Origin of the sequence: Pseudomonas sp. Pc102 (assembly GCF_018408275.1) — a bacterium.
GTDB classification, from domain to species: domain Bacteria; phylum Pseudomonadota; class Gammaproteobacteria; order Pseudomonadales; family Pseudomonadaceae; genus Metapseudomonas; species Metapseudomonas tohonis.
This window is the reverse complement of record NZ_AP021905.1, coordinates 1,778,803-1,798,001: the sequence shown is the minus strand read 5'-3', so window position 1 is coordinate 1,798,001 and position 19,199 is coordinate 1,778,803. Positions and strand designations below refer to the sequence as shown.

11 protein-coding genes are annotated in these 19,199 nt (G+C 63.2%); 1 reads left to right on the top strand and 10 read right to left on the bottom strand.

Annotated features, from left to right (window positions below; translation table 11 throughout):
* Positions 1 to 57: 57 nt before the first annotated feature.
* The 10 genes from PHLH3_RS08425 to PHLH3_RS08380 all read right to left on the bottom strand — a co-directional run bounded on the left by PHLH3_RS08425 (position 58) and on the right by PHLH3_RS08380 (position 17,886).
* Positions 58 to 3,078, bottom strand: coding sequence for an ImcF-related family protein (locus tag PHLH3_RS08425; RefSeq protein ID WP_244863001.1), 3,021 nt, complete (start codon positions 3,076 to 3,078; stop codon positions 58 to 60).
* Between the two features lie 299 nt (positions 3,079 to 3,377).
* The gene (locus PHLH3_RS08420) at positions 3,378 to 4,538 is read right to left on the bottom strand and encodes a hypothetical protein (RefSeq protein ID WP_213628882.1); all 1,161 of its coding nucleotides are present in this window, start codon (positions 4,536 to 4,538) and stop codon (positions 3,378 to 3,380) included.
* Between the two features lie 3 nt (positions 4,539 to 4,541).
* Entirely contained in the window at positions 4,542 to 4,919 is a 378-nt protein-coding gene (locus PHLH3_RS08415) for a PAAR domain-containing protein (protein ID WP_244863000.1), read from the bottom strand.
* Positions 4,920 to 5,040: 121 nt separating this feature from the next.
* A complete protein-coding gene (locus PHLH3_RS08410) occupies positions 5,041 to 5,823 on the bottom strand; it encodes a hypothetical protein (RefSeq protein WP_213628881.1) in 783 nt (260 codons plus the stop codon).
* A 366-nt stretch (positions 5,824 to 6,189) separates the two neighbouring features.
* Positions 6,190 to 6,612, bottom strand: coding sequence for a hypothetical protein (locus tag PHLH3_RS08405; RefSeq protein WP_213628880.1), 423 nt, complete (start codon positions 6,610 to 6,612; stop codon positions 6,190 to 6,192).
* On the bottom strand, positions 6,609 to 8,780 hold the full coding sequence (locus tag PHLH3_RS08400) for a lipase family protein (protein WP_213628879.1): 2,172 nt from the start codon (positions 8,778 to 8,780) through the stop codon (positions 6,609 to 6,611). Before PHLH3_RS08400 ends, PHLH3_RS08405 begins: the two co-directional genes overlap by 4 nt.
* Before the next feature lie 57 nt (positions 8,781 to 8,837).
* Positions 8,838 to 9,224 carry a hypothetical protein gene (locus tag PHLH3_RS08395; RefSeq protein WP_213628878.1) on the bottom strand — a complete coding sequence of 129 codons (387 nt, stop codon included), beginning with the start codon at positions 9,222 to 9,224 and terminating at the stop codon, positions 8,838 to 8,840.
* Positions 9,184 to 9,957, bottom strand: coding sequence for a hypothetical protein (locus PHLH3_RS08390; protein WP_213628877.1), 774 nt, complete (start codon positions 9,955 to 9,957; stop codon positions 9,184 to 9,186). The genes PHLH3_RS08395 and PHLH3_RS08390 overlap by 41 nt, the downstream gene beginning before the upstream one ends.
* A gap of 4 nt (positions 9,958 to 9,961) precedes the next feature.
* Complete coding sequence (gene vgrG, locus PHLH3_RS08385) at positions 9,962 to 12,697, bottom strand: type VI secretion system Vgr family protein (RefSeq protein ID WP_213628876.1); 2,736 nt, start codon at positions 12,695 to 12,697, stop codon at positions 9,962 to 9,964.
* A 323-nt stretch (positions 12,698 to 13,020) separates the two neighbouring features.
* Complete coding sequence (locus tag PHLH3_RS08380; RefSeq protein ID WP_213628875.1) at positions 13,021 to 17,886, bottom strand: NAD-glutamate dehydrogenase; 4,866 nt, start codon at positions 17,884 to 17,886, stop codon at positions 13,021 to 13,023.
* A gap of 352 nt (positions 17,887 to 18,238) precedes the next feature.
* On the opposite strand from PHLH3_RS08380, the gene PHLH3_RS08375 reads away from it, so the two are divergent.
* Entirely contained in the window at positions 18,239 to 19,198 is a 960-nt protein-coding gene (locus tag PHLH3_RS08375) for a MoxR family ATPase (RefSeq protein WP_111259384.1), read from the top strand.
* The last annotated feature ends 1 nt before the right edge of the window (position 19,199 follow it).

The following is a 19,199-nucleotide window of genomic DNA, read 5'->3' as shown; positions in this document are numbered from 1 at the left end:
GGACTTCCGTAAAGCCTGAACACCACAGAAAAACCAACAAGCTCATGGCTGCGCTCCCTAGCGCGCCAGCGGACGCGAGGCGCCGCCGGGTTCGAGGAAGATCCGCGCCGGCATGCGGAAGCCGCGCAATTGCAGCAGCGCCAGGGGGCCGGCCCCCAGATCGGTGCGCAGGTGCCAGGTCAGCCCCAGGCCATCGGGGGCTTCGAGCACCAGGCGATAGCGGGTTTCGCTGTCATCCAGCGGAGTGACCCGGGCCCGCTCCAGGAGCCGGATCAGGCCCCAGGTGCCCGGGTAGTCGCCAAGCAGCCGCTCTCCGCTCCTGGCGTGGGTCCAGCTCAGGCGCGCGCCGGGATAATCGCTCGCGCTGGGCCAGTCGAACCGTTGCCAGCGCTCCCGCTGGTTGAAGTACGCCAGGCGGCGACCATCGAGGGTCAGGGTGGTCTGCACGAGGTCGCGTACCGGCTTGGCCCGCAGCTCGAAGGCGATGCCCATGCCGCCGTCGGTGTAGAGCACGTCGGCCAGTTCGGCGAGCCGATTGACCGCCGCGAGGAACGCGGGATCGAGGCGCAGCCCCTGGCCCTGGGCGCTCTCGGGCACCCAGCGATTGCCGTCCTTGCGCAGCACGCCGCCCAGCTGGCGGGTGAGGAAGCGGTCGAGGTGCCCGCTGTCGGCGCGGATCATCTGCCCGAGCATGGGCAGCGATGCGTCGCTGGTGCTCGCGGCGAAGGGGTAGCGGCCGGCGAAGGCGCTGTTCCAGGGACCGACGATAGCGCGCTGCCAGTGGTCATTGAGCCCGGCAGCGGAGGGTTGCAGGATGCGCTGCCAGGCCTGGTCCAGCGGCTGGACGAACAGTGCCCGGCCAAAGCCGGCCCATTCGCTGCCGAGGCTGGCGGCGATCAGGCTGCCATAGGACTGGGTATCGGTGAGGTCGACGCTGCGACCCTGGAATACGGTTTGCGCCAGGGCCTGGATCATCGCCTGGGGGTCCTGGGCGGCGCTCACCTGCTGCAGGGTCAGGCGCACCCGGGTCACGCGGGTGAGGAAGGCATGCAGGCTGATGCTGTCGTCACCGCCGGAGGGCTCGTCCCCTTTGCCGAGCAACGCCAGCAGCGGGCCGAAGCTTTCCTCCAGCGGCCCCTTCGGCAGCGCCGCCAGCTGCTCGATGACCGGCGCCTTGTCCGGCCCCATGAGGTTCTGCGCGGACTGCAAAAGCGACTCGCCCAGGGCCTGGCTGCGGGTCCCGGCCCGCCCCTGGTAGGACAGGGTATTGACCAGCGCGATGAACGGCGACTGGCGCACATCGGTCATCAGGGTGAGCTGGTCGACCACATCGGCGAGGCTGCCGGCCTCCTGCCAGCGCAGGCTGTTGAGCATGTCCAGCCAGGCCCGGCCGTAGTCCTGGAAGTAGCGTGCGGTCAGGCTTTCGCGCAGGGCCTCGGGGGTCAGCTCGGCGTCGATCTGGCTGCGGTCATCGCTGAGCACCCAGTCGATCTCCTCGCGGCGCGCGGCGGCGATCTCGTCGATGGCCTTGCGCACCCCGCCTTCCCAGGCCTGGCGGGTGAATACACCCGGCACCTCGGCGGTGGTGGAGAACAGCGGCTGCGCGTCGGTATCGCCGACCATCTGCTGCAGCCCCAGCGCCGGGTACTGGTTGGCGACGGCGTCGAGCACCTGCCGGTAGAGGGTGGCCTCGCCGTTGCGCTGGCCGAGCTGGCTGATCAGGAGCTGGCGGGCCCGGGCGACCAGGGCCGGGTCGGTGGTGATGCGCCAGCCGGGGTGCGCCTCCAGCTGCGCGGCGTAGAAGCGCCAGAGGTTCGGCGCGATGCCCTGCCATGTGCCCTCGCCGATGCCCGTACGGGCAGGCTCGGCGGCCGCCAGCACCTTGCCGAGGAATGACGCATCGACATTCTCCGGCCGGGCCATCATCAGGTAGGCCTTGAGCGGCTCGTAGGCCTCCCGGGCCCGGGAGGCGCGCTCGGGACTGCCCGGCGCCAGGCTGAGCAGCGCGCGCAGCTGGCGCTCGAAGCCGGCCGCAGCCGGGTCACGGACCAGCCGGTTGTTGGCCGCCTCGTAGCGGGGCCAGAGCGCGGCGAGCAGGCCGTCGTTCTGGCTCAGGCCGAAACGCTGGTACCAGGGCACGCCGTGCTTGCTGCGTTGGTCGAGGCGGTCGAGCTCATGGACCAGCGCGTTGAGGGCAAGCAGTTGCTCGTCGCCTTCCCGGGGTTGGTCCAGGGTGGCCAGGACGGCCTGCATCTCGGCGATCTGGACGCGGTTGCCGGCGAAGGAGAGCAGCGTCCCCAGCCCCCAGAACGCCAGGAGGCCGAGCGTGACGGCTGTCGCGGTGCGCCACCAGGGCCACCCGTGCGGCCGGCCGCCGTGCCGGTCCGCCAGCACGCCCCGCCAGGCCGGGGGCGGCAGCCAATGATGCACCGCAGTGCCCCCAGCGCCCAGCATCGCGAGGCTGAACCAGAGCCCGCGCGGCATCACCCCATGGCTGCGCTGCAAGTGGTCCCAGGTCCGTCGCCAGCGGGGGATGCCTTCGTCCCGCAGGCCCTGGGCGAGACGCAGGAGAAAATCGTGGCGGTTATCGGCCTGCATCCGGGCGAGCCCTTGCTCACGCAGCGGCTCGAGCAACTGCCCCAGACGGCCTTCCAGCTGCGCCGGCCCGGCGCGAGGCGCCAGCGTGCAGCCCACCGCGGCCTCGGGGGCCGGTTGCTCCCACTCGCTGCGGCAGACTTCCCAGAGGTGCACCGGCGCCTGCCAGCGCAGCCGCCTGGCGATATCCCGCAACTGGTGCTGGTAGCGGGCCAGGTAGCCCGCATCGGCGCCCTGCTGCGCGCTGAGCGCCCAGACGATGCCGTCCACGGGCCGACGCGGACGGAGGCTGCGCCATCGTTCGAGACGCGCATCGCCAGCGGCTTCCTCGGCCGCACCGCCCCAGAGCAGAACGACGCCCTCGCCTTCCAGCCATTGCGCATCGGCCAGGCCGGGAGCGATGGCCGTGACTTCGTCCGGCTCGCCGATCACCAGGAGCAGGCGGGCGCGGCGGTGCCAGAACGGCCCGTATAGCGCACTCATATGGGAGGGCAGCTTCACGCCCCGAGAGGATGGCTGGAGCTCCCCATCAGGGCTCGGCAACACCCCTGAAGCCAGGCTCTGATCCCGATGTTGCCGCCCTTCGAGGTAGGCAAGAATCCTGGGTAGCGTGCAACTGACGATCCCCATGAACATGATCGACAGGAACGCGCACAGTTTGTGGAGATCCTTCACCAGGCCAATCTTGCCGCCGAATCGCCAGATCAGCACACCAACAAGCGTCGCCGCTACAACGACCAGCATTGCGACGCCAATTCGGCTCCAAGCGTTGCCATACCCCTTCATGCGCTGCCTCCCGTGGTTAAGGTGCTGATCCAGTGCTGCGACCCTTCGCTTGTGATCAGTAGCAATGGCCGCTGTCGATGCCGGGCCACATCGGCTCCCAGTGCAGCGGCCAACCAGTGGCTCAGGGGCCCGGGCAGTCCACTCAGCGACTCCCGGATCCACTGGCACTCGGCTTGCAACTCGCCGTCATGCAGTTGATTGAGAGAAAGGATGGTGGCGAGCGACGCTTTCCAATGCATGCCATCAGCCAGGATCGCCGTGGCCGATCGCGCCTGTAACTGGGTTTGGAGAAACAACGGCAACTCTTGATCAAGCTGCTCCAGCGTCAAAGGCATGGGGCGCAGCAGTCGGGCTTCTACCGCCAAATGCTCAAGGTCGGCCAAGACATCCGGACACAACAGCAATGCAGCAAGGCCGTCGGAGTATTCCTCCGCACCGTTAACCTGAAGAACGAGGATCAGGTCGATATGGGCCCCCGGCTTTTTGAGGGACACCTCGATCCAATCGGGGGACAGTGCGTGAGCAAAGCGTGGAACGACCGTGGTGAGCTCCGGCACCAGGCGCTTGCAGCAACCATCCCATGCACTGCGAAGCTGCTCGGACTCCTCAGGAGCCAGATCGCTGAGAAGCGTGACCTGTACGGGTTGCTCGACGGTAAGTCCCGCCAGCATTGGCCGCACCCCTTTCAGCAACAGATCCAGCCCAACCTGGAGTCGCCCAACCTCCGCGGGCAGAGAAACGATTCGCCTGGCCATCCCCGCGCGCGGGGGGAGACTGTCCGCACCCTGGGCAAGCGCGGCGGCTGAGATCTGGTCCGGCAACACGACACAACTGGCCAGCACCGCCATATTGCGCTGAGCCCATTGGTTCCAGGCACTTCCTGCCTCTGCCGCCTCATCCGTCAGGAACTGGAATCGACCGAGCGCCCTACCGTAGCGATAAGCACACGCACTGAACGCCAACAACCAGAGCAGCGGTGGCAACGCCGATAGCATCCAGATATTGAGAGTGCCCGATACCGGAACCTCACCAGCGGCCGCCAGCATAAAAAAACCGATACCGATAACCACCATCAACAGTCCCGCACCAAGCCAACGAACAGTCGACAGCGGCTCAGGAGCGGCGATGGCCTCAGGGGGGCGACGATGCCAAGCCATGACTCACATCACCGCACAATCTGGTGCGCTGGAGATCACCTGGCAACCGCAAGCACTTCGACATCCATCGACCACCAGCGCGCGACCATTCTCGGACCAGTCCGCGCAACCCTCGACAATAGGGTTCACGCCGTGACCGGGAATAGGGCAACTGACCAGATCACCGACCAGTGCCGCCAACTTGCCATGCACTACATGAGTGGAAGAGGCGGAAATGACTTGCCCACCATGGGTGGTCTTGTCACCTAGCAAAACGAATCCTCGGGGCATAAATTCTTCCTTGATCAAACGATTAACTGGAAAGATTAAGTCGCCAATGAAGAGTCGCACTCGTGCACGAATCGACACTGCAATCCACTTGGCGTCATATGTGCCAGCCATTACCACCTTCCGCGGGAGGTGAGAGCTCTCGATTCATTACTTGCGCACAACCTGCCTGGCTCACCAGCAGACATAGCGCAGCAACGAAATAATCCACTCGTAAGAACTGGCTCACGATCTATCACCGCCTTAGTTCATTAAGCTTTCTAATATCTGGCTCAGTACGATAGTCAGCACTTACAGATCCATCCGGATAGAGAAAACGTATATGATTTCCTTCTTTCTTCTCTTTTGGACCAACAGAACGAACGACCCCTACTTCATGTAAAAACGGCTTAAAGATCACAGACTTTGCATTCTTGGCTTTATAGGCACGATACAACCCTACTCCATCGTAAAGCCAAACCCATGTCTCTTTCCTTATTAAATAGTGTTCATGGACCCATACGTAGTATCCACTTTCAACCACTACATCACCAAAAACTTCCTCAGGTCGCCGCAAAAGCGATACTTGCTGTGGCCTATTATCGTCAAATATAACCACTACCCCCCCACCACCGCCAACCTGAGCATCCTCACCGAACTTAGTAGCGCTCTGATAATGAACTCCAAACGTCACATTACTCAGCTTCCACTCACAGAAACCGCCGCCATCCTTGGCCAACTTTGCTTCATATATATCGGTCATTCCCTGACGTTGAGGTTCAACTTCGATTGCCTTGGCGCCATCGATTTCATAACGCCCGCCACTGCCATCAGAGCGGGTGAGCGGACACTTATCCGAGCGGTACATCACTCGCATCGTGTTGGCTGCCAAGTCCTTGGGAACTTTCACACTGACGCTGACCGTTTCGCCTCCGGGGGGCGGTGAAAGATCCTGGTTCATTAATTGAGCGCAACCTGTCTGGCTCACCAGCAGGCATAACGCAGCAACGACCAAGTCTATTCGTGAAAATTGGCTCATCGATCTATCGCCGCCTTAGTTCATTAAGCTTTCTAATATCTGGCTCAGTACGGTAATCAGATATTACAGAGCCATCCGGATAGAGAAAACGTATGTGATTTCCTTCTTTCTTCTCTTTTGGACCGACAGAGTGAACAACCCCGCCCTCGTATACAGAAGGAATGAATTTTACAAACCTCGCACTCTTCGCCTTATAGGTGCGAAAAATATCAGTCCCATCGTACAGCCAAACCAAGTTTTCTTCCCCTCCCAATAAGCGCTTATGAACCCATATGTAATACTCAACCTCAACTACCAAATCACCGTACACCTCTTCAGCCTGACGCAATAGCGACGTCCGCTGTGGGCTATTGTCATCGAATATAACTATAATGCCCCACCCGCCCCTACTCGAGCCGTCCCACCAAACTTACCGACGGCTCCGTAGTACACTCCAAACGTCACGTTACTTAATTTCCACTGGCAACTTCCGCCACCATCCCTAGCCAACTTTGCTTCATATATATCAGTCATTCCCTGACGTTGGGGCTCGACTTCAATAGCCTTGGCACCATCAATCTCGTAACGCCCGCCACTGCCATCGGAGCGGGTGATCGGACACTTCTCCGAGCGGTACATCACCCGCATTTTTCTAGCAATCAAGTCCTTGGGAACTTTCACACTGACGCTGACTGTTTCGCCTCCGGGGGGCGGTGAAAGATCCTGGTTCATTAATTGTGCGCAACCTGCCTGACTAGCGTGTAGGCAGAGTCCGGCCACGGCATAGACCGCATGGGAAAATGGATTCATGGCGTCAGTACCTCCTTGGGCGCAATGACTTCCGCAGGCTCCGCCTGGCCGTAGGGGCGTGCTCGCATGATTTCAATGGGCAACCCCGCTGGTTGGTCGCAGCAGAAGCGCTGCAGCGCCTCCGTTCCGCCGTCCATTTCAGTGGTCATCGGCAAGGTCATGGGCAACAACCTGTGCAGGGCAAGGAAGTGCTCGTTGCGTTGCTTTTCCGCCTCGATCACGGCCGGGTGATGCATCTGCTGTTCGAAGCGCTGGCGCTGGGCCTTGCGCTCCATGGGGCGCTCTGGATCCGCGAGCTCCAGCAACTGGTTATGCAGAAAGGGCAGGTAGCCGCTGATCATCGAATGGTCGAACACGCTGGTTCGACTGGTACTGCGATCCGGGTTGGTGTGTGACGGGAAGTAGCGCTGCATGCTGGTTTTCGCCAGCGACTGCATCAGTGCCTTCTGCTCGTCACCGGCATAGCGACTGGCGGCATCGTCCAGGCTGGGCACCAGGTAGAGAAAGGCACGCTCGGGCAGGCGTTTGGTGACATGGCTGTAGTGGGGGGCACCGAGCCCGTCCTTGCTGCGGTAGGCCGGGAAGTTGGCGCCTGGAGGACGCGCAGAATAATGCTGGTCGGCCCGGTAGTGCATGGCGATCTGGCCGTGGTGCCAGTAGGGGTCGCCGAAGCCGGTCAACTTGTTGATCACCAGTTGTGGCACCGACCACGTATAGCCAAGGGTGGGCCCCAGCGGTCCGAAGGACTTGTACAGCCAGTTATCCAGCTCAGCCTCGGGCGGTACGCTGGTGACGGTATCGGCGTCATTTACATGGCGGAAATGAACAATGCCATCCAGGCTTTCCACGGCCTTACGAGTGAAGGTTCGGGGCATGCCGTAGGTGTAAAGCAGTGGATTAGCGCGCTTAAGACTAGCGGAGTGAATTAACGCAAGAGCGCCGCCAAGGCTATGACCACATATAAAAAGGTCTCTAGCTTCAAGCTGAAGTTGAATTGTTTTGAAGTGCTCCGGAAATATTTTTTTTGCTATCTCGAATGCTTGCAAAAACCCGTGATGCACACTTCCTTCTGAAGTGAGGAAGGTGCATTGATTCACTGGCCGCTTCACATCACAGTCGGTGCCATCCGTCAAACGTGGACGGTACTGAGCATCCGTCAACCAATCTATGGCCTCCTGGGTTCCCCGCCACGCCACTATCACGTGTTTCTTGTTGCTGAAGTAGAACAACTGGGTGTTCTCAATGACGGTAAAAGGCGTATCCGGTTCGTCTAGCGCGGCATCGGCCTTAACGGTGTCGAGCATCTCTGCAGTGGTGTAGCGCTCATCGAAAGGTACATCCACCACCACCGCTGGGAACTGCTGCCCCTTGGCGTCGAGCATCTGCGGCGTACGCGTAAGGTCCAGGCATTGGCGGAAGAAGAACTCCTCCACAGCGCCGGGCAGCGTTTCGGGATCGACTTCGCAACCTGCCCGGCGTGCTTTCTTGCGCTGGTCCTGCACGACGGTGCTGTACGACAGGTTTGCCATCAGCCCCAGGTTGTAGCCATTGACCATGCTGTACTCGGGCTGGTGGTGCAGCACCAGCTGCCAGGCACGGAAGGGGCAAAGCTCCAGGACATGGCGGCGATTCAGCTGCTCAGCCGGTACGGTAAAGCCGCTGAACTCCGGGTCCGGAAAATGGAAGCCTGGCAGCTTCTGGGTATCTGGCAGAGGCGGGACGAGTGGCGGCAGGCTGTCGCACAACTGACCAAGGCGAAGGTAGTGATAGAGGTTGCCCGCCGTCCGCGCCTGCCTCTCTATGGGCGACCAGCCAGCGGGAGGTGCCTCGTAACCCTGTGTCTGGAGTCCTCTCCTTTGCGGCTCAGGGCGCATCGCGCGAAGACGGCGGGTTTGCAGCGCATTGGCCAGGGGCGCGGCTGCAATCGTCAGGGTAATGGCGATGGGGTGCAGCCCATCCAGGCGGATCATTCCATTTGCATCGCTTTGGCCAGAACACTCGGAGGCACAATGCGCACGCGTTGCGTCATTCACTGCGCGATAGGGCATACCCACTAATGGATCGCCCTGCTCATCAAGCAGAACGAACTCTATCCAGTGTTTTTCCTGGGGCCCTCCTCGCACTTCCTTGACCGAGCCGAGTGTGTCCGTACGATGCGTTCCGTTCATATCCATCCCTAAGTATCAGCAGCAGGCGAGAGCCGTATAGGCCAACTTCCGCGCCATCTAGTTGCCCGACGCATTGATCGCTTTTCTCAAATCAATCCACATATGCAAACAGTAGAGCCTTATAAAGCGCCCGAATATAAAGCTACCCAATTTGCAAAATGCCCCTTGGCTGGACCGTTGCCTGGAGTACGCCTCAATATCGGCGACCAGCTGTTTTTCATGAAACCCACCCCAGATCGGCGGCACGGGGGAAAACATATTCCCGATGCATACAGGCGCCACCCGCTCGAACAATGCGAACTCGACGTCGGACAATGGATAGTTCTTTGCCACACGCGCTATGCATGCATAGTTGGTTTCGCTGTCTACAAACATGTCGGACAAGGCAATCCACAGCGGGGCTTTATCTAATTGCCCATCTGGTGAACTCTTCGATTTCATCATCAAAATAATCCAGGGTGGATGACGCCACCAAACTACCGGCCACACCGCCGGCCAGCATGAGCGCGATCGCGCAAACAGGGGCCCCGGGGCCACAAGCCGTTGAAACCAGAGCGCCCGCTGCCAATGTTCCGAGGACTCCACCTCCAATCGTTCCCGCCTGCCTTATCGTTTCCTTCTTTTTGTTCTCGGCATTGGCAATCTCATACCCGGCGTAGATTATCGTTACGATAATCGCCACTTTTCCCGCGACCTTGAGGACCTTGTTCGTTGTATTGATTACAGCATCCGGTCGCGCCGCAGACTCGACGATGGTGTAGTGGACCGTGCTCTTCTGCTCTGCCGTGAGCGCTGCGAACTTCTTCCCGAACTGTTCAACGGCGTACTTATCAAGGAGATCAATAAGCTCAGGGGGAATGCGCTTTCGCCGTTCCGCTATCGCCAATCCCTGAACTGAAGTCTTTGCCCTTGTCTCCGCCATGATCTTGTTACGCATTTCATAGCAGAATTCGGCAGCGTCCTTTACGCTGATTCGGCCCGACTTGACTTCACTTCTGACCGTCTCGACCACACGCCGCATGTTCTTGTTGTAGTTCTCTCTCTGATTGGCATCACTGATTGCATCAGTAGAAAACTTGATTGCCGCACCCTCGAGTGCTTCGAGGGCTTTTTCAAGAACCGACTCGTCGGCCGGGTGATATTCTTTATACAAGTAATAACGGTAGAAAGAGTCCACGGTTCTACTCCCCAAGCGTCCGTATCATGGCTGCGGCGGCACTGGGAAGTTCTTCACTTCGGTCCAGTCCCTCAAGTTCGAGAGCGATACAAGACCTGCCCGTTATGGAGGTGAACCGTACTTTATTGTCAGCATCAAAACGGCCTTCCAACACCGAGCCATCGTCCATGGTTGCCTTGCACGCTATGCCTTCGTAACTCATGCCCTCTGGCCCGAAGAATCCGATCCAGTCCTCTGATTGGGGGAGTTCGAGTTTCAAGTTATCCGGCGTCAGGGTATGGACAGCCATGGTTTTGCCGTCTTTGTCCGTAACACCGCTGAATACATCACCTGCTGATGTCGTTATCCGATAGCTGATGAAGGGCATGGCCAATTGCGCGTCGTTCCTGAGCACATAGCTGGCGCTGTACCCGCCGGGTAAAGGGGTCACCGGAGTCGTCAGGCTTGCACTGCCAACCTTTTGGACATTCGCCGCCTTGAGGTAGATGTTGCCGGGCGCACCCAGCTCGATTTCGCCGCCCTTGATGCGGATGTAGGCGCCCGCACAATGCAGGACCAGCTCTTCAGGAGCGGTGATCTCAACGCGTCCGCCGGTGCTTTCTATCCTGAGTTCATCGCTTGCCAGCGCATGCAGGTCGCCGTCCTGGGCATGCATCTCGACATTGCCGTGAGCGGCCTTGAGCTGCATGCCGGCTGATTGGGCCAGAACGCTGACCGACTCCTGTGCAACGGCAGTAAGGTCTTGGCCTGCGCTGAAATCCAGGTTGTGCCCCGCCATCACACCCACACTCTCGCTGCCGGAAGACACGCAAACAGCGCTGGGACTGAGGATGCCCACACCATCGGGGGCATGAAGCAGCACTCCAGGCTTCGCCAGCCCCGTCAGCGCAGTGTTGAGGCGAGCCTGACTGTCGAGATCGCACGGTTTCACCTGCGCGGCTAGTGCAGCGGCTTTCATCGAACGAGCCAGCGACAGGGCACTGCTGAGTTGTTCGATGGCTGCGTCCATTTCCAGAAGATCACCCTGGGCACGAGCCTGCTCATCGGCACTGATGTACAGCCCCCTCCCCGCCCGCATGACGCCCCAGCCGTCGGTGCGCAGCTCGAAGCCTTCGCCGCGTTTCTGCCGTTGCCCATCCACCAGGTGGCCGAGGTTGAGCTGGCTCTTGCCGCTGTGCTCGGTGCTGAGCTTGATGTGTTCCTGGCCGCGGGTGTCGTCCAGGCGCAGCTTGTTGTTGGACGGGGTGCGCAGGACGTTGCGCTTGTAGTTCTTCAGGGTGACGAGGTCGGGGTGCCGGCTGTCGTGCAGGGCGAAGGCGATGAAGCCCCGGTCCGGGTCGCCGCGTTCGAAGGCGATGCCGACCTCGGTGCCCTGGATCAGCGGCAGGTGCAGGCCATGGGTATCCCCGGCATAGGCGCGCGCCAGGCGCAGCCACATGCTTTCCTGGCCGGCGGGCCAGGTGTCCTGGTCGAAGAGGAAGCTGACCTTGTAGCGGCCCTCCAGGTCGATGTGGCTGTAGAGGTCGTCGGCCTGCGCGCTGGTGACGCGGGCCGGGATGGTGCCGGCGATCACGGGGCGCGGCAGCAGCGGCGGGCGAAAGCACACGCTTTCGCTGTAGGGGATGGCCTCGAAGCGGGCTTCGAAGCTGCGGTCGCGGGCGGCGACGGTGACCAGGCGGGTGATGACGGCGCCTGGGGTGAAGGCCTCGGGCGCGCCGCCCTCGATCTTCAGCACCTGCCCCGGTGCCAGGGTGGCGCTGCTGGTGCGGCCGCCGAGACGGGTCTGGTCGTTGAGGTAGCGCTCGTGGGCGAGGCGGGCATAGAAGTAGCCGCTTTCGCTTTTCAGGTCTTCGTCGCGGGAGCCGGGGTCGTCCAGCTCGATGTAGGGCTCGCCGTAGTGATAGGCCTCGCCGTAGGTGGTCGGGTCGCCCCGGGTCTGGTCGAGGTCGCCGTCGAGGTAGGCCGTCGCGTCGCGCGGGGTGTAGGCGCGGATACGCAGGTTCCTTTCCACCACGCCGTGGCTCGATTGCAGGTCCCAGACGGCGTCCTGGCCGCTGCTGACGGTGCCGGACTGCGGGCGGTAGGGCAGCTGGACGCCGAACCGGTAGTTGCGCTGGTCATCGTGGAACTCGACGACATCGATGCCCAGGCGCTCGTCGGCGGTGAAGCGGTACCAGATGCCGACCTCGGCCAGCAGGCGCTGGATGAAGGCCAGGTCGCTCTCGTCGTATTGCATGACCTGCTCGCGCTTGGGGTAGTCGCGCCTGAGGTCGAAGAAGAAGTCCTGCCCGGCCCAGCGGTGGCGGTCGCTGCGCAGGATCTGCTCGACGATCTCGGGCACCGACAGGTGCTGGTAGATGCGGTACTGCCGGCCTCGCCCGAGCAGGGTCAGGCGCGGCTGCAGGGTGATTTCGTAGCGGGCCTCGTCGTTGGAGCCGGAGAGCCGCCGGAAGCCCGTGACCACGCCGTGCAGGGTGCGCAGCGGCTGGGTCGGCGGCGCGCCCAGGCCGGCGAAGGGCACCGGCTTGGGAGGCGCGAAGAGGCTGAAGCTGGCGGGCTGCCCGACGATGCGCCTGGAGGGGAGGTCGCGCTGGGACGCGGTGAACTCGACTTGGTAGGTGAAGGGCTGGCTGAGCGTCTCGTCTCCGACGAAGGCGAGGACGTCGAGCCCGACGTCGAGTTCGCCGACCTGCAGGCGGTGACGGCTGTGATCGAAGAAATGGCGGAGTTCGGCAAGCATGTCGAGGCCTCATCGATGGGATGGCCCGTATGCATCGCCGGTTCGTGACCGTATCTCGAAGAAACCGCCGAGCCCTGCATCCGGGGCGAGACAGTAGGCGGAAAACCCCGATGAGCAGGGAATAGGGAAAAGCCCCCAGGGGATCGGGAAGCTTCCGAAGAAACGACGGGACCTGCCGTAGGAACCCAATCACTCCGATAGCTTGCAAGCTGCCGGCGTCCCGAAGAACGTCAGCGTCACCCGCTCCGGCTACGGGAACGCCAGACAAAAAAGCCCCGCCGAAGCGGGGCTAGAGCACATTCAACCTTTCAGCGAACGATGGCTCAGGAGGTCTTGACCCCATGCTGGCCGCTCTGGGCCAGGTCCATCAGCTCGCGGTTGGCCACGGCATACATGGCGTAGTCGGTGCCGGTGGCGGCGCGCAGTTCGGTGAGCATCACCTTCCAGCGCTCCACCAGCGGGCGGTGCTGTTCCAGCCACAGGGCCACGCGCTCGTCCATGTCGACCGGGGCATCGACCATCTGCAGCAGCGATACGGTGATCGCCCGCTGTTGCCAGTCGAGGTCGTCACGGAAGGCTTCGCGCGCCAGCGCCTGCCAGTTGCTCTCCACCGGCAGGCCGGTGATCTGCTGCAGGTACCAGGACAGGTCCAGCGCGCCACCGACGGCGAAGTAGGCGGCCGCCACTTCGGCCGTGTCCTTGCCGGTGACGTCCGAGGCCTCGATGATCGGCAGCAGCGTGTACAGGTGGCTGGTGCCGGCCACCACGCGGGCCAGTTCCTCCGGTGCGCCGGCCTCGACGTAGGCCTGGTAGCGGGCCAGCCACTGCTCGCGGGCCGGGCCTTCCAGCAGCTCGTCCAGGCGGCCGGCCAGCTCGGCCACGCGCGGGCCGAAGTGGCCGACGTCACGGGCGGCGTTCTGGTCTTCGCGGCGGCTGCGCAGGAACCAGCGGGTGGCGCGGCGGCCAAGGCGCATCAGCTCGTCCATCAGGGTCAGCTGCAGTTCTGCGGGCACCTTGTAGTCCAGCGACTCGATCTGCTTCCACCAGTGCGGCAGGCGGAACACATCGCGCACCACCACGTAGGCACCGGCGACGTTGGCCGCGCTCATGCCGGTGGACTCCTTCAGGCGTTGCACGAAGGTGATGCCCATGTGGTTGACCAGGTCGTTGGCGATCTGGGTGCTGATGATCTCGCGCTTCAGGCGGTGGCGGCGCATGGCCTCGCCGAACTTGCTCGCCAGCAGCGGCGGGAAGGCGGTCTCCATCTCTCGGGCGAGGTAGTCGTCGTCCGGTACCAGGGACTTGAGCAGCGATTCCTTGAGGTCGATCTTGCTATAGGAAATCAGCACCGACAGCTCCGGCCGGGTCAGCCCCTGGCCGTTGGCGGCGCGCTCGTTGAGCTCCTCGTCACCGGGCAGGAATTCCAGCGCGCGGTCCAGCTTGCCGGCGCCCTCCAGCGCGGCGATCAGGCGCTTGTATTCACCGATACGCTCGCGCGCGCGGCGTTGCGCCAGGGACAGCGCCTGGGTCTGCTTGTAGTTGTTGCCCAACACCAGGCTGCCCACCGCGTCGGTCATGTCCGCCAGCAGCTTGTTGCGCTGCTTGCCGGTCATGTCGCCGGCCGCGACGATCTCACCCAGGAGGATCTTGATGTTCACCTCGTGGTCGGAGCAGTCCACGCCACCGGCGTTGTCGATGAAGTCGGTGTTGCTGGCGCCGCCGTTGAGGCCGTATTCGACGCGGCCGAGCTGGGTCATGCCCAGGTTGCCGCCCTCGCCCACCACCTTGGCCCGCAGCTCGCGACCGTCCACGCGCAGGGCGTCGTTGGCCTTGTCGCCGACATCGGCATGGGACTCCTTGCTCGACTTCACGTAGGTGCCGATGCCGCCGTTCCACAGCAGGTCGACCGGTGCCTTGAGCAGGGCGTTGAGCAGTTCGGTGGGGGTCAGCTTGTCGGCACGGATGTCGAAGCGTTCCTTCATTTCCGGGCTGATGGCGATGCTCTTGGCGCTGCGCAGGAAGATGCCGCCGCCAGCGGAGATCAGCTTGGCGTCGTAGTCGGCCCAGGAGGATCGCGGCAGGTCGAACAGGCGCTTGCGCTCGACGAAGCTGCTGGCCGCGTCCGGGTTCGGGTCGATGAAGATGTGCATGTGGTTGAAGGCCGCCACCAGCTGCAGCGTTTCCGACAGCAGCAGGCCGTTGCCGAATACGTCGCCGGCCATGTCGCCGATGCCGATCACGGTGACATTGTCCTTCTGCACGTCGATGCCGCGCTCGCGGAAGTGGCGCTGCACCGAGACCCAGCCGCCCTTGGCGGTGATGCCCATGCCCTTGTGGTCGTAGCCGGCGGAGCCGCCGGAAGCGAAGGCGTCGCCCAGCCAGAAGCCGTATTCCAGGGCGATGCCGTTGGCGATGTCGGAGAAGGTCGCGGTGCCCTTGTCGGCCGCCACCACCAGGTAGGGGTCGTCGGCGTCGTGGCGCACCACGTTGGCCGGCGGTACCACCTGGCCGTCCTTGAGGTTGTCGGTGATGTCCAGCAGGCCGCTGATGAAGATGCGGTAGCAGGCGATGGCCTCGGCCTGGATGTCGTCACGGCTGCCGCCCACCGGCAGGCGCCGGGGGATGAAGCCACCCTTGGCGCCCATGGGCACGATCACCGCGTTCTTCACCTGCTGCGCCTTGACCAGGCCCAGCACCTCGGTGCGGAAGTCTTCCTCGCGGTCGGACCAGCGCAGGCCGCCACGGGCGACGTCGCCGAAGCGCAGGTGCACGCCCTCGACGCGCGGGCAGTAGACGAAGATCTCGAACTTGGGCACCGGGCGCGGGATGTCGGGGATCAGCCGCGGGCTCAGCTTGAAGCTGAAGTAGCCCTTGTTCTGGCCGTTGGCATCGGGCTGGTAGAAGTTGGTGCGCAGGGTCGCCTTGATCAGGTCGAGGTAGCGCCGCAGGATGCGGTCCTCGTTGAGCACGGCGACGTTGTCCAGCTCGCCGAGGATGGCCTGTTCGAGCTTCTGCTGCTTGTCTTCCAGGTCCTCGGCGGTGAGCTTGCGGGCCAGGTAGAAGCGGGTCTTGAACAGGCGCACCAGCTCCTTGGCGATGTCCACGTGGTTCAGCAGCGTGCTGGCGATGTAGGACAGGTCGAAGCCCAGGCGGATCTGCTTCAGGTAGCGGGCATAGGCGCGCAGCAGCGCCACGTCGCGCCAGGGCATGGAGGCGGTCAGGACCAGGCGGTTGAAGGCGTCGTTCTCGGCGTCACCGCTGACGATGTGGATGAAGGCGTCCTGCAGGGTGTCGTTGAGCTGCTGGATGTCGACTTCCTGGCCCGAGGCACTGGTGAAGGCGAAGTCGTGGATCCAGAACTCGCGGCCGTCCTGGCGGTGCAGGCGATAGGGGAACTCGCCGAGCACGCGCAGGCCGAGGTTCTCCAGGATCGGCAGGACGTCGGACAGCGGCAGCGGCGTGTCGGCGTGGTACAGCTTGCAGTGCAGCAGCTGCTCGCCCTGGGTCAGCGGCTGGTAGAAGCTCATCACCAGCTGGCGCTCGTCGGAGAGGCTGTTCAGGTGCTGCATGTCGACCACGGCCGAGTGCGGGGCGAAGCGCTCGCGGTAGCCGGCGGGGAAGCCTTTCGGGAAGTCGGCCAGCACACGGGTGCCCTGGGCTTCGCCGAAGCTTTCGTTGACCAGGCTGGCGTAGTCGTCCTTCCAGGAACGGCAGGCCTGGATCACTTCCTTCTCCAGGCGCACCGGGTCGACCACGGCCTTGTTCTTCGGGTCCAGGCGCAGGATGAACTGCACGCGCGCCAGCACGGATTCGGAGAAGAAGGTCCAGAACTCGCAGTCGCTGGCCTGCAGGCGGTCCATGAGGATCTGCTGGATCTTCAGGCGCGTCTCGGTGGAATAGACGTCGCGCGGCACGTAGGCCAGCGCATAGGCGAAACGCCCGTAGGGGTCGCGGCGCAGGAACAGGCGGATCTTGTTGCGTTCCTGCATCTGCACGATGGCCATGGCGGTGGAGAACAGGTCGTCCACCGGGGTCTGGAACAGGTCGTCGCGGGGCAGCACTTCCAGCACCTGGCCCAGCTCCTTGCCCAGGTGGGCACGCGGATCGAAGCCGGAGCGGCGCTGGATCTCGGCGACCTTGCCGCGGATGAAGGGAATCTCGGTCACGCTCTCGGCATACACCGCAGAGGTGTACAGGCCCATGAAGCGGCATTCCTTGACCACGCGACCCTTGGCGTCCAGCTCGCGGATGGAAACGAAGTCCGGGTAGGCCGGGCGGTGCACGCGGCTCGGCTCGGCGGCCTTGGCGAAGGACAGCAGTACCGGGCCGCGCAGGTAGTCGACGGCCTCCTTCTCGACGTGCAGGTCCGCGGCGCTGAGGCCGGTGCGGCGCAGGCGCGAGACACCGAGCAGGGACTTCTCGTCATAGACCAGGTGACCACCGGCCTCGCCCTCGTCCACCACGGTGAACTCCTCGTAGCCGAGGAAGGTGAAGTGGTTGTCCAGCAACCAGTTCATGAAGACCTTGATCTCGGCCAGCTCGGCCTTGTCCACCTTCAGCTTGGCCTTGTCCAGCCAGGCCAGCAGGTCGCGGGCCTTGGCGGTCATGGGCTGGAAGTCGGCGACGGCGATGCGCACCTCGCCGAGCATCTCCTCGATCGCCTTCTCCAGGGCCTTGAGGGCGGCGGGCGCGGCGATGCGGTCGATCTCCAGGAACATCAGCGATTCCTGCTGCACGTCCTTGCCCTGGGTGCCCTTGGGCAGCACTTCGGCGAGCTCGCCCTTCTTGTTGCGGCGCACGCTGAGCACGCTGTTCTGCAGCGTATGGATGTTGTAGCCGCGGCGGTTCAGCTCCATGCGCACCGAGTCCACCAGGAAGGGGATGTCGGGGTGCAGCACTTCCACCGCGGTGTGGGTGGATTGCCAGCCGTGCTTCTCGTAGTCGGGGTTGAAGGCGCGCACCTGCGGCTTGGCCGGGTCGAAGCGTTCCAGCATCCGCCACGACGACAGGGTGCAGCCCACCAGGTCGGACAGGCGCCGCTGGGTGAGTTCGTCGAGGGCGATGATGCCGAAGAATTGTTCGGCGAACAGGGCTACTTGTGGCAAGGCTTGTTCGCTGACGTGCTGCGCCAGGGCCGCTTGCAGTTGGTGCTGGAAGTCGGCTTTGCTGGCCGCGGTGAAGAACGCCATGGTTGTGCTCCGCTTGGCTCGTATTGTTGGGGTGTAAGCGTAGAACGCTTATTGCGCGGTGATGGGGTCACAGGTTCATTGGGCAGTGTGACGGTCGGATGACGCGCCGGGCATGGGTCGGACCGGACGGTCACCGTTGCGCAAGAGCTTAGCGAGGGCGGCATCGCGCAGGCTTTTCGAGGCGCGACATATTCGGTCAATACTGGTCCGCTGGCCGCCCCTTGCACGCGCCCCGTGACGAAATCCTCAGCGCGTCGGCACGCCGCCTAGGCCGGTGGCCCCACTCTGGATTAAAGTACTGCGCCACCCCGGAGGCTTCCGCTTCCCCCGTCCATTCCGAGCGAGTCCAACGATGGAACACCGCGAAGCACTGATCGCCCTGCGCCAGTACCTGTCCACCCAGATCCTCGGTCAGGAAAAGCTCATCGACCGCCTGCTGATCGCCCTGCTCGCCGATGGTCACCTGCTGGTGGAAGGGGCGCCCGGCCTGGCCAAGACCAAGGCGATCAAGGACCTGGCCGAAGGCGTGGAAGCCGAGTTCCATCGCATCCAGTTCACCCCCGACCTGTTGCCCGCCGACATCACCGGCACCGAGATCTATCGCCCGGAGACCGGCAGCTTCGTGTTCCAGCAGGGACCGATCTTCCACAACCTGGTGCTCGCCGACGAGATCAACCGCGCGCCGGCCAAGGTGCAGTCGGCGCTGCTCGAGGCCATGGCCGAGCGCCAGGTCTCCATCGGTCGCTCCACCTACGACCTGCCACCGCTGTTTTTGGTGATGGCGACGCAGAACCCCATCGAGCAGGAAGGCACCTACCCGCTGCCCGAGGCCCAGCTCGACCGCTTCCTGATGCACGTGAAGATCGGCTTCCCCGAGGCCTCGGTGGAACGCAAGATCCTCCAGCAGGCCCGTGGCGTCGCCCTCAACGGCGAGACACGCCCCGAGCACCAGGTCAGCCAGCAGGCGATCTTCGCCGCGCGCAAGGAAATCCTCGGCCTGTACATGGCCGACGCCGTGGAGGAATACCTGGTGCAGCTGGTGATGGCCACGCGCACCCCGGCCAAGTTCGACAGCGAGCTGGCCGAGTGGCTGGCCTACGGCTCCAGCCCGCGCGGCTCCATCGCCCTCGACCGCTGCGCACGCGCGCACGCCTGGATGGCAGGGCGAGACTTCGTCAGCCCCGAGGACATCCAGGCCGTGCTCTTCGACGCCCTGCGCCACCGCCTGATCCTCTCCTTCGAGGCGGAGGCCGCCGGCATCGACCAGGACCGGGTGATCCAGCGCATCCTCGATGTGGTCGCCGTCGCCTGAC